The organism is Pseudomonas sp. LH21 (genome assembly GCF_036549575.1).
Lineage (GTDB): Bacteria > Pseudomonadota > Gammaproteobacteria > Pseudomonadales > Pseudomonadaceae > Aquipseudomonas > Aquipseudomonas peradeniyensis.
In genome coordinates, this window is record NZ_CP144367.1 from 384,958 (window position 1) to 399,366 (window position 14,409).

The 14,409-nt window shown below is 64.8% G+C and carries 11 protein-coding genes and 2 pseudogenes; 10 read left to right on the forward strand and 3 right to left on the reverse strand.

Translation table 11 applies throughout. From position 1 onward, the window contains the following. Positions 1 to 213: 213 nt before the first annotated feature. Both gbcB and VUG52_RS01890 read left to right on the forward strand, forming a co-directional pair. Positions 214 to 1,314, forward strand: coding sequence for a glycine-betaine demethylase subunit GbcB (gene gbcB / locus VUG52_RS01885; RefSeq protein ID WP_050703446.1), 1,101 nt, complete (start codon positions 214 to 216; stop codon positions 1,312 to 1,314). Between the two features lie 85 nt (positions 1,315 to 1,399). Beyond that, a complete protein-coding gene (locus tag VUG52_RS01890) occupies positions 1,400 to 2,272 on the forward strand; it encodes an RHS repeat-associated core domain-containing protein (RefSeq protein ID WP_177330814.1) in 873 nt (290 codons plus the stop codon). A gap of 106 nt (positions 2,273 to 2,378) precedes the next feature. Here the strand turns inward: VUG52_RS01890 and VUG52_RS27165 are convergent, their stop codons facing one another. Together VUG52_RS27165 and VUG52_RS27170 are read right to left on the reverse strand one after the other, a co-directional pair. Further along, entirely contained in the window at positions 2,379 to 3,251 is an 873-nt protein-coding gene (locus tag VUG52_RS27165) for a methyl-accepting chemotaxis protein (RefSeq protein ID WP_371349951.1), read from the reverse strand. Next, a pseudogene (locus tag VUG52_RS27170) lies at positions 3,234 to 4,043 on the reverse strand (MCP four helix bundle domain-containing protein); the annotation flags it as partial. The gene VUG52_RS27165 and the pseudogene VUG52_RS27170, both read right to left, overlap by 18 nt. A gap of 238 nt (positions 4,044 to 4,281) precedes the next feature. Here VUG52_RS27170 and VUG52_RS01900 point away from each other — a divergent pair. From VUG52_RS01900 to VUG52_RS27180, 4 genes and pseudogenes are all read left to right on the forward strand, one after another. Beyond that, positions 4,282 to 4,512 (forward strand): hypothetical protein, encoded by a 231-nt coding sequence (locus VUG52_RS01900; protein ID WP_028688440.1) that lies wholly within the window; start codon positions 4,282 to 4,284, stop codon positions 4,510 to 4,512. Next, positions 4,509 to 4,811, forward strand: coding sequence for a cell division protein ZapA (locus VUG52_RS01905; RefSeq protein ID WP_050703435.1), 303 nt, complete (start codon positions 4,509 to 4,511; stop codon positions 4,809 to 4,811). Before VUG52_RS01900 ends, VUG52_RS01905 begins: the two co-directional genes overlap by 4 nt. A gap of 274 nt (positions 4,812 to 5,085) precedes the next feature. Next, a pseudogene (locus tag VUG52_RS27175) lies at positions 5,086 to 6,063 on the forward strand (HAMP domain-containing protein); the annotation flags it as partial. A gap of 135 nt (positions 6,064 to 6,198) precedes the next feature. Further along, entirely contained in the window at positions 6,199 to 6,927 is a 729-nt protein-coding gene (locus VUG52_RS27180; protein ID WP_371263117.1) for a methyl-accepting chemotaxis protein, read from the forward strand. 106 nt (positions 6,928 to 7,033) lie between these two features. Here VUG52_RS27180 and VUG52_RS01915 read toward each other — a convergent pair whose 3' ends face one another. After that, the gene (locus tag VUG52_RS01915) at positions 7,034 to 8,074 is read right to left on the reverse strand and encodes a threonine aldolase family protein (RefSeq protein WP_050703437.1); all 1,041 of its coding nucleotides are present in this window, start codon (positions 8,072 to 8,074) and stop codon (positions 7,034 to 7,036) included. 329 nt (positions 8,075 to 8,403) lie between these two features. Between VUG52_RS01915 and VUG52_RS01920 the strand changes: the two genes are divergently transcribed. From VUG52_RS01920 to VUG52_RS01935, 4 genes are read left to right on the forward strand one after another with little or no spacing between them, the layout of a single operon-like run. Continuing rightward, a complete protein-coding gene (locus tag VUG52_RS01920) occupies positions 8,404 to 9,657 on the forward strand; it encodes a serine hydroxymethyltransferase (RefSeq protein WP_050703438.1) in 1,254 nt (417 codons plus the stop codon). A gap of 15 nt (positions 9,658 to 9,672) precedes the next feature. Then, positions 9,673 to 10,923: a sarcosine oxidase subunit beta family protein gene (locus VUG52_RS01925; protein WP_011536148.1), complete on the forward strand. Its 1,251-nt coding sequence runs from the start codon at positions 9,673 to 9,675 to the stop codon at positions 10,921 to 10,923. Positions 10,924 to 10,939: 16 nt separating this feature from the next. Further along, positions 10,940 to 11,275, forward strand: coding sequence for a sarcosine oxidase subunit delta (locus tag VUG52_RS01930; RefSeq protein ID WP_050703439.1), 336 nt, complete (start codon positions 10,940 to 10,942; stop codon positions 11,273 to 11,275). Continuing rightward, positions 11,272 to 14,289, forward strand: coding sequence for a sarcosine oxidase subunit alpha (locus tag VUG52_RS01935; RefSeq protein WP_050703440.1), 3,018 nt, complete (start codon positions 11,272 to 11,274; stop codon positions 14,287 to 14,289). The genes VUG52_RS01930 and VUG52_RS01935 overlap by 4 nt, the downstream gene beginning before the upstream one ends. Positions 14,290 to 14,409 lie beyond the last annotated feature (120 nt).

A 14,409-nucleotide genomic window follows, 5' to 3' on the forward strand; every position in this document is an offset into this window, starting at 1 on the left:
GCGTGTTGTTTTGCCGAGGAGTGTGCGTCCGGGCCGGGAAAGGACCATATCCACGGGCGACATGGCCGCATCGAATTCCGACGCGCCAGCCCTTGTAGCGCGGGGCTGGTCGCGATAAGCACGCCGATGTCGCGGATGGGAATGTACGGCGCGGTGCGCTTGCGCATTATCGGAGCCATGAGAATGGCCGACAGTCGGCTGCTGGAGATGAACATGTCCGATACCTTCCTCAATCCGGTTACCACCCAGACCTGGGCCAATGGCCGCCACATCGTGCGTTGCGTCAAGGTCATCCAGGAAACCTGGGACGTGCGCACCTTCTGCTTCATGGCCGACCAGCCGATCATGTTCTTCTTCAAGCCCGGGCAGTTCGTCACCCTGGAGCTGGAGATCGAAGGCAAGCCGGTTATGCGCTCGTACACCATCTCCAGTTCGCCGTCGGTGCCCTACAGTTTCTCCATCACCGTCAAGCGCGTGCCGGGCGGGCTGGTGTCGAACTTCCTCCACGACACCATGCACGAAGGTGCCGAGCTGCCGGTGCACGGGCCGGTGGGGCTGTTCAACGCCATTGATTTCCCGGCGGGCAAGGTGCTGTACCTCTCGGGCGGCGTCGGTATCACGCCGGTAATGTCCATGGCCCGCTGGTTCTACGACACCAACGCCAACGTCGACATGGTGTTCGTGCACAGCGCCCGCTCGCCGAAGGACATCATCTACCACCGCGAGCTGGAGCAGATGGCCTCTCGCATCCCCAACTTCAGCCTGCATATCATCTGTGAGAAGCACGGCCTGGGCGAGCCGTGGGCGGGCTATCGCGGCTACCTGAACCAGCGGCTGATGGAGCTGATCGCCCCGGACTACCTGGAGCGCGTGATCTTCTGCTGCGGTCCGACGCCGTACATGAGCGCGGTCAAGCGCATGCTCGAGGCGGTCGGCTTCGACATGAAGAACTACCACGAGGAATCGTTCGGCGCGACGCCGCCTGAGGCCAAGGCCGACGCGGTGGAGCATGCCGAGGCGGCTGCCGATGCGCCGGAAGTGGATGTGGCCGACCTCAACCTGGTGGAGTTCGTCGGCAGCGACAAGAGCATCCGCGTGGCCCCGGGCGAGACCGTGCATGCGGCGGCGGCCAAGGTCGGGCTGATGATCCCCAAGGCCTGCGGCATGGGTATCTGCGGCACCTGCAAGGTGCTCAAGCTCGGCGGCGAGGTGGAGATGGAGCACAACGGCGGGATTACCGAGGAGGATGAAGCCGAGGGCTACATCCTGTCGTGCTGCAGCGTGCCGAAGGGGGATGTGCGGATCGAGTACTGATCTGCATGCGTACGGGGCTGCTTCGCAGCCCTTTCGCCGGCAAGCCGGCTCCCACAGGTATAGCGTGGGAGCCGGCTTGCCGGCGATGGACTGCAACGCGGTCCTGCTGACATGGGCACCTGATACTTTTACCAGTTTCACTCTTGCTACATCGCTGCCAAGCTTCGGAGGAATTCTCGACGAAGGGCAATGGACAGTGCCTACCTACCTGCTTGCCTGTGACAGACAGAACAGCCCCATCGACGGTGTTGGGTATCCCGGCCGCAGCTACACGGCCTATGGTGCGGTACCGTCACGGATCGGCCCGATAACAGGTTTCTGTGGCCAGCCACGCGATGCGCGACTGGATCGCTATCCACTGGGTAATGGGCACCGTCGGTATAACCCTATTTTGATGCGTTTCCATGAGCCTGATGCGCTGAGCCCGTTCGGAGAGGGAGGTATCAATGCCTATGCATACTGCTGTGCGGACCCGATAAACCGCAATGACCCAACGGGTAGGATCCCAGGAGCAGTTATGGCTGGCGCTTCAGTGATACAACACATGCTTGGCGTGGCATGGACATGGAGAACCTGGCCACAGGGTGGTGGGTTGGCTGTAACTTCTGCGCTGTCCAAGAAAGCTGGTCATGCCTTTCTAGTGACCGCAATCGCTCTGAAGGCTACCGATACTCCGGGCGCCCAAGTGTTCACTTTGGTGGGTGTCGGTGCCTTGGGGACAGCATCAGCCTTGAAGCATCTCGAGCTTACCTTGAAAAACAGGGCAAGTGGGATGGTAGGGGTTCAATCCCAAGGTTCGGATAGTGGGGTTCCGCTAATGGCTACGCTTCCCGTCAATGGGCCGCCAGGAGGATTGGAGCAGGTCGTCACGGAACGCCCTCCAGACCCGTTGAACATCCCTAGTGACACGAGCCAGCGTGCCTACAACACGAGACAGACGGATGTAGTAGATGTCTAGTGTAACTGACCATGGCCGCCACTATTTGGCAGGCATGGTCAGCCTCACGAGGGATGCCGCTCCAGTCTCAGCTCAATCAAGTTGAGGTAACCCCCACCTTCGACCATCAGGTCCTAAACCGCGCCACCAACCCATTCAGGTCCACCGCCAGCCGCGACAGCTCGGCACTCGCCGCGCTGGTCTGATGCGCCCCGGTGGCGCTCTGCACCGACAGGTCGTTGATGTTTACCAGGTTGCGGTCCACTTCACGGGCGACCTGGGCCTGCTCCTCGGCGGCGCTGGCGATCACCAGGTTGCGCTCGTTGATCTGCGCCACCGCGCCGGCGATGGTGTCCAGCGCCAGGCCCGCGCCACGGGCGATGTTCAGGGTCGACTCGGCGCGCTCGGTGCTGGTGCGCATCGAATCCACGGCCTGCTCGGTGCCGCCCTGGATGCTGCCGATCATCCGCTCGATCTCGCTGGTGGACTGCTGGGTGCGATGCGCCAGGGCGCGGACCTCGTCGGCGACCACGGCGAAGCCGCGGCCGGCCTCGCCGGCGCGGGCGGCCTCGATGGCGGCGTTGAGCGCCAGCAGGTTGGTCTGGTCGGCCAGGCCGCGGATCACATCCAGTACCTTGCCGATATCGCGGGACTGCTCGGCCAGGTGGGTGATCAGCTTGGCGGTGGACTGCACGTCGCCGCTCATGCGCTCGATGGCGCCCACGGTCTCCATCACCAGGTCACGACCATCGCCGGCCGAACGGCTGGCTTCGCTGGAGGCCTCGGAGGTGCTTACCGCGTTGCGCGCCACTTCCTCGACCGCGCTGGTCATCTCGGTGACGGCGGTGGCGGCCTGCTCGATCTCGTTGTTCTGCTGCTGCAGGCCACGGGCGCTTTCGTCGGTGACGCTGTTCAGCTCTTCGGCGGCGGAGGCCAGCTGGGTGGCGGAACCGGCGATCAGCTGCAGGGTGTCGCGCAGCTTGTCCTGCATCTTGGCCATGGCCTTGAGCAGGCGCGCTGCTTCGTCGGTGCCCTCGGCATCGATGTGGTGGGTGAGGTCGCCTTCGGCGATCTGCTCGGCGGACTTCAGCGCCTCATCGATGGGCTTGACGATACTGCGGGTGAGCAGGAAGGCGAATAGCAGGGTCAGCACCGTGGCGGCCACCAGCAGGCCGATCACCAGGCCGAAGGCGCCGCTGTACTGGTCGGCGGCCTGGGCGTTGGTGGCGCTGGTCTGGTCGGTGTTGATGCGCACCAGGGTGTCCATGATCTTGTTGATCTGCTCGGAGTTGTCCAGCAGGTCGCGGTTGAGCAGGTCGCGCAGGGCGTCGAGGTCGCCGGCCTGGCTCAGTGTGCGCATGCGCGCCTCGAGCTGGCGGTACTGGTTGAGCAGCAGGCCGTACTGGTCGAAGGCGGCCTTCTCGTCGGCGGCGGTCACCAGCGGCTCGTAGGCGCGGCGGGCCTTGTCGATCTGCGCGTTGCGCTCGTCGAGCAGGCGCAGGGTGTCCTGTTGGGTGGCCGGCTCGCGGTTGAGCAGCAGGCGGTAGGACAGGGTGCGCAGGCGCAGGTTGAGCGCGGTCAGTTCGTCGAGGGTCTTGATGCTGGGTACGCTGATCTCCTCAATGGTCACGCCGGCCTGGCGGATATTGCCCATCTGGATCAGCGAGAACACGCCGAGGCCCAGCATCAGCAGGCCGATCACGGCGAACCCGAGCAGTGCGCGCGGCGCGATATTCATATTGCGTAAGGACATGGAGGCAGTTCCCAAGGCAGAAGAGGTGCCGCGATCCATGCGACGGAAGAAGACCTGCCTGCCTATCGGTCGTGACCGGCCAGTCTTGAGTCCGTCATGCAAAAATTGTGAGGCAGCTAACTATTTTCCTGACCAGCGGTTGATCCAGGTCGGAACAAGGGGGCCGATCCTGGGTCAACCTGAACCTGGCAAACACCTTTTGAATCCGATATTTAATGGCGGGGGCGGCGGTTTTTCCTTATCGTGTGCGCCCTTTGCAACAACCCGAGATAGACGCATGTTGGAAACTTCCCTGAATCAACTCGAGCAACTGGTCAGCGACCTGATGCACAAGAACGCGCAACTGGCCGAGCAGAACGCCAGCCTCGGCCAGGAACTGGCCCAGGCCAAGGAAGAGAACGACAGCCTGCAGTTGTCGCTGATGGAGCAGGAAGAGAAGCACGGCGCCACCGCCGCCCGCATCCAGGCCCTGGTCGAGCGCGCCAGCGCAGGTGTCGTGAACGCATGAGACTGCAAGCGCAGCCGGTCAATGTCGTGTCGATCCTGGGCAACGACTATTCGCTCAAGGCGCCCGAAGGCCAGGAAGAAACCCTCTCCCAGGCCGTGCGCATGCTCAACGTCGCGCTGGCCGAAACCAAGCGCAACTATCCGACCCTGATCGGCGACAAGCTGCTGGTGCTGGCCGCGCTGAACCTGTGTTCCAAGCAGATCGAGCTGCAGCGCGAACACGACCGCACCCTCGAGCGCACCCAGGCGCAGATCGACGCCACGGTCGATGCCATCAGCCGGACCATCGGCGACCAGTAAAGCGCTCAAGCATCCTCTGTGGGAGCGGGTTTACCCGCGAATACGTCGGTGAAACCACCATCGTCTTCGCGGGTAAACCCGCTCCCACAGTTGTTTTGTGCTGTCTCGGATCACTGGAACAACTGGATACTTAAGTGTATACACTTCCCGAAAAACAATAATTATCGGGGAGTGGAACATGCACATCTGGCGGCGGAGCATCCAGTGGCAACTGATCGCAAGCATGGGCGCCGCCCTGCTGGCGAGCATCCTGGTGGTGGTGGCGATCTACACGATGGCGCTCAACCGCCTGACCGAGCGTTACCTGGTGGACACGGCGTTGCCGGCCAGCGTCGAGGCCATCCGCAACGATATCGAGCGCATGCTCGGCCAGCCGCTGGTGGCGGCGGCGGACATCGCCGGCAACACCCTCCTGCGCGACTGGCTGGCCGCCGGTGAAGCCCCGGCCGAGCTGCAGCGCTTCATCGAATACCTGGACGCGGCCAAGCAGCGCAACCACGCTTTCACCACCCTGTTCGCCTCCACCGTTACCGGCCACTACTACAACGAGAAGGGCCTGGACCGCACCCTCAGCCGCAGCAACCCCAAGGACAAGTGGTTCTACGGCTACATCGACAGTGGCGCCGAGCGCTTCATCAATATCGATATCGACGGCTCCACCGGCGAGCTGGCGCTGTTCATCGACTACCGGGTCGAGAAGGACGGCCAGCTGGTCGGTGTGGCCGGCATGGGCCTGCGCATGACCGAGCTGTCGAAGCTGATTCACGACTTCAGTTTCGGCGAGCACGGCAAAGTGTTCCTGGTGCGCAACGACGGCCTGATCCAGGTCCACCCCGACCAGCAGTTCAGTGGCAAGCGCCAGCTTGCCGAGCAGTTGGACGTCGAGGCGGCCAAGGCCGTGCTGGTGGGCGGTGAAGGCCTGCGCAGCAGCCGTTTCCAGCGTGATGGCGAGGATTACCTGGCCCTCGGCCTGCCCCTGCGAGACCTGAACTGGACCCTGGTGGCCGAGGTGCCGGAGGCTGAGATCTATGCTCAGGCCCGCCAGGCCATCTGGCAGACCTGCCTGATCGGTGGCGGTGTGGCGCTGCTGTCGTTATTGCTGGTGGTGCTGTTGGCGCGCGGGCTGGTCCGGCCCATTCGCCAGGTCACCGCCGCATTGGTGCAGATCGGCGGTGGCGCGGGGGATCTCAGTCATCGCCTGGACGACTCGCGCCAGGACGAGCTGGGCGATCTGGCCCGTGGCTTCAACCGCTTCCTCGACAGCCAGCGCGGCCTGATCGGTGAAGTGCTGCGCACCACCGAGCGCCTGCACCTGTCGGTGGAGCAGGTGACCCAGGTGGTGGACAACACCGCCGAGCGCTCGGGCCGCCAGCAGGAGATGACCGAGATGGTCGCCACCGCCGTGCACGAGATGGGCCTGACCGTGCAGGACATCGCCCAGAACGCCGGCTCCGCCGCCCATGCCTCGCAGTCGGCGCGCGACGAGGCGTTGCAGGCGCGGGAGGTGGTGCGCCGCTCCATCCACAACATCGAAGGCATGTCCGGGGAGATCGGTCGCGCCGCCGAGGCGGTGACGCAACTGGCCGACGAGGTTGCCTCGATCGACGAAGTGCTGGCGGTGATCCGCAGTATTTCCGAGCAGACCAACCTGCTGGCGCTCAACGCCGCCATCGAAGCGGCGCGGGCCGGCGAGATGGGCCGGGGCTTCGCCGTGGTGGCCGATGAGGTACGGACCCTGGCGCGGCGCACCCAGGTGTCCACCGACGAGGTGCAGCAGATGATCCACCGTCTCAAGCAGGGCGCGGGCACCGCCGTGGCGTCGATGCAGGCGGGGCAGCAGGCGACCGGCAACGGGGTCGAGTCGAGCCAGCGTACAGGGGCTTCGCTGGGGGCGATCACCGATCAGGTCGAGCGCATCAGCGGCATGAACGAGCAGGTGGCCACGGCGACCGAGGAGCAGTCGGCGGTGACCGAGGAGATCAACCGGACGGTGCAGGGGATTTCCGACCTGGCGCGGCAGACGGCCAGCGAAGTGCAGGGGTGTCGCGAGGAGTGCCAGGCGTTGCGTGGGTTGGCTGATGACCTGGCGCGGCAGATGGGTGGGTTCAGGCTTTAGATCGATGTTGGATTCTTCGCGGGTAAACCCGCTCCCACAGGTTGATCACGGTCCTTGAAGACAGTGCCGTACCTGTGGGAGCGGGTTTACCCGCGAATGCGATCTGTCAGGCACCAAAGATGGCGCGGATGTCCGCCGCCAGCTCACGCACCCGGGCTTCCTGGGTATCCCACGAACACATGAACCGCGCCCCACCGCTGCCAATGAAGGTGTAGAAGCGCCACCCCTTGTTGCGCAGCACTTCCAACGCATGCTCCGGCATCTGCAGGAACACCCCGTTGGCCTCCACCGGGAACATCAGCTCGACTTCCGGCAGATCGCTCACCAGCGACGCCAGCAGCTGCGCGCAGTGGTTGGCATGCTTGCCATGGCGCATCCACGCACCGTCCTCAAGCAGACCAACCCAAGGCGCCGACAGGAAACGCATCTTCGACGCCAATTGCCCGGCCTGCTTGCAGCGGTAGTCGAAGTCCTCGGCCAGGTCGCGGTTGAAGAACAGGATCGCCTCACCGACCGCCATGCCGTTCTTGGTGCCGCCAAAGCACAGCACATCGACCCCGGCCTTCCAGGTCAGCTCGGCCGGCGAGCAGCCGAGGAACGCGCAGGCATTGGTGAACCGTGCGCCGTCCATGTGCAGGTTCAGGCCCAACTCCTTGCAGGTGGCACTGATCGCCTTGAGCTCGTCGGGGCGATACACGGTACCCACTTCGGTGGCCTGGGTGATGGTCACCACGCGCGGCTTGGGGTAGTGGATGTCCTGGCGCTTGAGCGCCACTTCGCGGATCGACTCAGGCGTCAGCTTGCCGTTGACGCTGGCGGCGGTCAGCAGCTTGGAGCCGTTGGAGAAGAACTCCGGGGCGCCGCATTCGTCGGTCTCGACGTGGGCGGTCTCGGAGCAGATCACGCTGTGGTAGCTCTGGCACAGCGAGGCCAGGGCCAGGGAGTTGGCAGCGGTGCCGTTGAAGGCGAAGAACACCTCGCAGTCGGTCTCGAACAGCTTGCGGAAATATTCCGAGGCGCGTTCGGTCCACTGGTCGTCGCCGTAGGCGCGCTCGTGGCCCTGGTTGGCCTTTTCCATCGCGGCCCAGGCTTCGGGGCAGATCCCGGAATAGTTGTCGCTGGCGAATTGTTGGTTGTTGTCGGTCATGACGCCTGTCCTTTTGTACGACGCAGGAACGCACTCTAAACCATCAATTTGGCGGTTGCCTATGTAGGAGCGGCCTTGTGCCGCGAAAGGGGCGCGAAGCGGCCCCAGGATGTATGGCATGGCACAAATCGTCGGGGGCTGCCGCGCAGCCCTTTTCGCGGCACAAGGCCGCTCCTACAGGGATTGGTGTTGTCAGCAGATGAATGTCGTAAACGCGCCATTGCAAGGCGCGCGCAGGCATCTGTAGGGCCGTGCCCGGTCATACCATCGCTGCAAAGGGTGGGAAAACCCTCACCAGACAAGAAACGATCGCTGCCGGGAGATACACGATGTTCAGCAAGCAAGACCAGATCCAGGGTTATGACGACGCACTGCTGGCGGCGATGAATGCCGAGGAGCAGCGCCAGGAAGATCACATCGAGCTGATCGCCTCGGAGAACTACACCAGCAAGCGCGTGATGCAGGCCCAGGGCAGCGGCCTGACCAACAAGTACGCCGAGGGCTACCCGGGCAAGCGCTACTACGGTGGCTGCGAGCATGTGGACAAGGTCGAAGCACTGGCCATCGAACGCGCCAAGCAGCTGTTCGGCGCCGACTACGCCAACGTCCAGCCGCACTCCGGCTCCTCGGCCAACGGCGCCGTGTACCTCGCCCTGCTGCAGGCCGGCGACACCATCCTGGGCATGAGCCTGGCCCATGGCGGCCACCTGACCCACGGCGCCAAGGTGTCGTCCTCGGGCAAGCTGTACAACGCCGTGCAGTACGGCATCGACACCACCACCGGGCTGATCGACTACGACGAAGTCGAGCGCCTGGCCGTCGAGCACAAGCCGAAGATGATCGTCGCCGGCTTCTCGGCCTACTCGAAGACCCTCGACTTCCCACGTTTCCGCCAGATCGCCGATAAAGTCGGCGCGCTGCTGTTCGTCGACATGGCCCACGTCGCCGGCCTGGTCGCCGCCGGCCTGTACCCGAACCCGATCCCCTTCGCCGACGTGGTCACCACCACCACCCACAAGACCCTGCGCGGTCCGCGTGGCGGCCTGATCCTGGCCAAGAGCAACGAAGAGATCGAGAAGAAGCTCAACGCCGCAGTGTTCCCCGGCGCCCAGGGCGGCCCGCTGATGCACGTGATCGCCGCCAAGGCGGTGTGCTTCAAGGAAGCGTTGGAGCCTGAATTCAAGAGCTACCAGAAACAGGTCATCGAAAACGCCCAGGCCATGGCCCAGGTGTTCATCGAGCGCGGCTACGACGTGGTCTCCGGCGGCACCGACAACCACCTGTTCCTGGTCAGCCTGATCCGCCAGGGCCTGACCGGCAAGGACGCCGACGCCGCCCTCGGCCGCGCCCATATCACCGTCAACAAGAACGCCGTGCCCAACGACCCGCAGTCGCCGTTCGTCACCTCGGGCCTGCGCATCGGCACCCCGGCCGTCACCACCCGCGGCTTCAAGGTCGCCCAGTGCGTGGCGCTGGCCGGCTGGATCTGCGATGTGCTGGACAACCTGGGCGACGCCGATGTCGAGGCCGATGTGGCCAAGAACGTCGCCGCCCTGTGCGCCGACTTCCCGGTCTACCGCTGAGTGGAGCAGAACACCATGCAACGTTATTCGGGCTTCGGCCTCTTCAAGCACTCCCTCAGCCACCACGAGAACTGGCAGCGCATGTGGCGCACGCCGACCCCGAAAAAGGTCTACGACGTGGTCATCGTCGGCGGTGGCGGCCATGGCCTGGCCACGGCCTACTACCTGGCCAAGGAGCACGGCATCACCAACGTGGCGGTGGTCGAGAAGGGCTACCTGGGCGGCGGCAACACCGCCCGCAACACCACCATCGTGCGTTCCAACTACCTGTGGGACGAGTCGGCGCATCTGTACGAGCACGCCATGAAACTGTGGGAGGGGCTGTCCCAGGACATCAACTACAACGTGATGTTCTCCCAGCGCGGCGTCTACAACCTGTGTCACACCCTGCAGGACATCCGCGACTCCGAGCGCCGGGTTAACGCCAACCGCCTCAATGGCGTGGACGGCGAGCTGATCCGCACCGAGCAGGTCGCGGCCGAGATCCCGTACCTGGACTGCTCGAAGAACACCCGCTATCCGATCCTCGGCGCCACTGTGCAGCGCCGTGGTGGCGTGGCCCGTCACGACGCCGTGGCCTGGGGCTTCGCCCGTGCCGCCGACGCCCTGGGCGTGGACCTGATCCAGCAGACCGAGGTGATCGGCTTCCGTAAAGAGAATGGCGCCGTGATCGGCGTCGAAACCAACAAGGGCTTCATCGGCGCCAAGCGCGTCGGCGTGGTCACCGCCGGCAACTCCGGCCACATGGCCAAGCTGGCGGGCTTTCGCCTGCCGCTGGAATCGCACCCGTTGCAGGCACTGGTCTCCGAGCCGATCAAGCCGATCATCGACAGCGTGATCATGTCCAACGCCGTGCACGGCTACATCAGCCAGTCCGACAAGGGCGACCTGGTGATCGGTGCCGGTATCGACGGCTGGGTCGGCTACGGCCAGCGCGGCTCCTACCCGATCATCGAGCACACCCTGCAGGCGATCGTCGAGATGTTCCCGATCCTCTCCCGCGTGCGCATGAACCGCCAGTGGGGCGGCATCGTCGACACCACCCCCGACGCCTGCCCGATCATCTCCAAGACCCCGGTGAAGAACATGTTCTTCAACTGCGGCTGGGGCACCGGCGGCTTCAAGGCCACCCCGGGCTCGGGCAACGTGTTCGCCGCGAGCCTGGCCAAGGGCGAGATGCACCCATTGGCCGCGCCTTTCTCCATCGACCGTTTCTACAACGGCGCGCTGATCGACGAACACGGCGCCGCTGCCGTCGCCCACTGACCCGGAGACAACCGTCATGTTGCAAATCTTCTGTCCCCACTGCGGCGAGCTGCGCTCCGAGGAAGAATTCCACGCATCAGGCCAGGCGCATATCGCCCGCCCGCTGGACCCGAACGCCTGCTCCGACGAGGAGTGGGGCACCTACATGTTCTTCCGCGACAACCCGCGTGGCATCCACCATGAACTGTGGGACCACGTCGCCGGCTGTCGCCAGTACTTCAACGTCACCCGCGACACCGTGACCTACGAGATCCTGGAAACCTACAAGATCGGCGAGAGGCCTCAGGTCACCGCCGCCTCGAAACAGAGCACCGCGCCAGCGACCGCCAAGGGCCAAGGGGAAAAAGTATGAGCCAGACCTATCGCCTCGCCAGCGGCGGCCGTATCGACCGCAGCAAGGTGCTGAACTTCAGCTTCAACGGCAAGACCTACCAGGGCTATGCCGGCGACACCCTGGCCGCCGCGCTGCTGGCCAACGGCGTCGACATCGTCGGGCGCAGCTTCAAGTACTCGCGCCCCCGCGGGATCATCGCCGCCGGTACCGAAGAGCCGAACGCGATCCTGCAGATCGGCTCCAGCGAAGCCACCCAGATCCCCAACGTGCGCGCCACCCAGCAGGCCCTGTATGCAGGCCTGGTGGCCACCAGCACCAACGGCTGGCCGAACGTCAACAACGACATGATGGGCATCATCGGCAAGGTCGGCGGCAACATGATGCCGCCCGGGTTCTACTACAAGACCTTCATGTACCCCAAGTCGTTCTGGATGACCTACGAGAAGTACATCCGCAAGGCGGCGGGCCTCGGCCGTGCGCCGCTGCAGAACGATCCGGACAGCTACGACTACATGAACCAGCACTGCGACGTGCTGATCGTCGGCGCCGGCCCTGCCGGCCTGGCCGCCGCGCTGGCTGCCGCCCGCAGCGGTGCTCGGGTCATCCTGGCGGATGAGCAGGAAGAGTTCGGCGGCACCTTGCTCGACAGCCGCGAGACACTCGACGGCAAACCGGCTGCCGATTGGGTAAGCGCCGTCGTCGCCGAGCTGGAAAGCCTGCCGGAAGTCACCCTGCTGCCACGCAGCACGGTCAACGGCTATCACGACCACAACTTCCTCACCATCCACGAGCGCCTCACCGACCACCTCGGCGACCGTGCGCCGATCGGCCAGGTGCGCCAGCGCGTGCACCGTGTTCGTGCCAATCGCGTCGTGCTGGCTGCGGGCGCCCACGAGCGTCCGCTGGTGTACGGCAACAACGACCTGCCGGGCAACATGCTGGCCGGCGCCGTGTCCACCTACGTGCGCCGCTATGGCGTGGCGCCGGGCCGCAAGCTGGTGCTGTCGACCAACAACGACCACGCCTACCGCTGCGCGCTGGACTGGCACGACGCGGGTCTGCAGGTGGTCGCCATCGCCGACGCTCGCCACAATCCGCGTGGCTCGCTGGTCGAAGAGGCTCGTGCCAAAGGTATCCGTATCCTCACCTCCAGCGCCGTGATCGAGGCCAAGGGCAGCAAACACGTCACCGGCGCCCGCGTGGCCGCCATCGATGTGCAGGCGCACAAGGTCACCAGCCCAGGTGAAACCCTCGACTGCGACCTGATCGCGACTTCCGGTGGTTACAGCCCAGTGGTCCACCTGGCCTCGCACCTGGGCGGTCGCCCGGTCTGGCGTGAAGACATCCTCGGCTTCGTGCCGGGCGACGCACCGCAGAAGCGCGTGTGCGTCGGTGGCGTGAACGGCGTCTATGCCCTGGGCGATGTGATCGCTGACGGCTTCGAGGGCGGTGTTCGCGCCGCCACCGAAGCCGGCTTCAAGGCCAGCGTCGGCACCCTGCCGAAAACCCTGGCGCGCAAGGAAGAAGCCACCGTGGCGCTGTTCCAGGTGCCCCACGACAAGGGCACCGCCCGTGCGCCGAAGCAATTCGTCGACCAGCAGAACGATGTCACCGCCGCCGCCATCGAGCTGGCCACCCGCGAAGGCTTCGAGTCGGTCGAGCACGTCAAGCGCTACACCGCCCTGGGCTTCGGCACCGACCAGGGCAAGCTGGGCAACATCAACGGCCTGGCCATCGCCGCCCGCTCGCTCGGGATCGGCATCCCGGAAATGGGCACCACCATGTTCCGCCCCAACTACACGCCGGTGACCTTCGGCGCGGTGGCGGGCCGGCACTGCGGCCACTTGTTCGAGCCGGTGCGCTTCACCGCCCTGCATGCCTGGCACATCAAGAACGGCGCCGAGTTCGAGGACGTCGGCCAGTGGAAGCGCCCGTGGTACTTCCCCAAGCCCGGCGAAGATATCCACACCGCCGTGGCCCGCGAATGCAAGGCCGTGCGTGACAGCGTCGGCCTGCTGGACGCCTCGACCCTGGGCAAGATCGATATCCAGGGCCCGGACGCGCGCGAATTCCTCAACCGCATCTACACCAACGCCTGGACCAAGCTCGACGTGGGCAAGGCCCGCTACGGCCTGATGTGCAAGGAAGACGGCATGGTCTTCGACGACGGCGTGACCGCCTGCGTCGGCGACAACCACTTCATCATGACCACCACCACCGGCGGCGCCGCCCGCGTGCTGCAGTGGCTGGAGCTGTACCATCAGACCGAATGGCCGGAGATGAAGGTGTACTTCACCTCGGTCACCGACCACTGGGCGACCATGACCCTGTCCGGCCCCAACAGCCGCAAGCTGCTGGCCGAGGTCAGCGACATCGACCTGGACAAGGAAGGCTTCCCGTTCATGAGCTGGAAGGAAGGCCTGGTCGGCGGCGTGCCGGCACGGGTGTTCCGTATCTCTTTCACCGGCGAGCTGTCGTACGAGATCAACGTCCAGGCCAACTACGCCATGGGTGTGCTGGAGCAGATCGTCGAGGCGGGCAAGAAATACAACCTGACCCCGTACGGCACCGAGACCATGCACGTGCTGCGCGCCGAGAAGGGCTTCATCATCGTCGGCCAGGACACCGACGGCTCGATGACCCCGGACGACCTCAACATGAGCTGGTGCGTGGGCCGCAACAAGGCCTTCTCGTGGATCGGCCTGCGCGGCATGAACCGCGAGGACACCGTGCGCGAGAACCGCAAGCAGCTGGTGGGCCTGAAGCCGGTCGACCCCAACGTGTGGCTGCCGGAAGGAGCCCAGCTGGTGTTCGATCCGAAGCAGCCGATCCCGATGGACATGGTCGGCCACGTCACCTCCAGCTACGCGGCCAACTCCCTGGGCTATTCGTTCGCCATGGGCGTGGTCAAGGGCGGTCTCAAGCGCATGGGCGAGCGGGTGTATTCGCCCCAGGCCGACGGCAGCGTGATCGAGGCCGAGATCGTGTCTTCGGTGTTCTTCGATCCGAAGGGCGAGCGGCAGAACGTTTGATATCAGGATGACGCGATCTTTGTGGGAGCGGGCTGGCCCCGCGATGCGATGGTGGCCTTAGATGCCGCTATCGCGGGGCAAGCCCGCTCCCACGAGGTCAGTGGTTCCTCGCACAAGAAT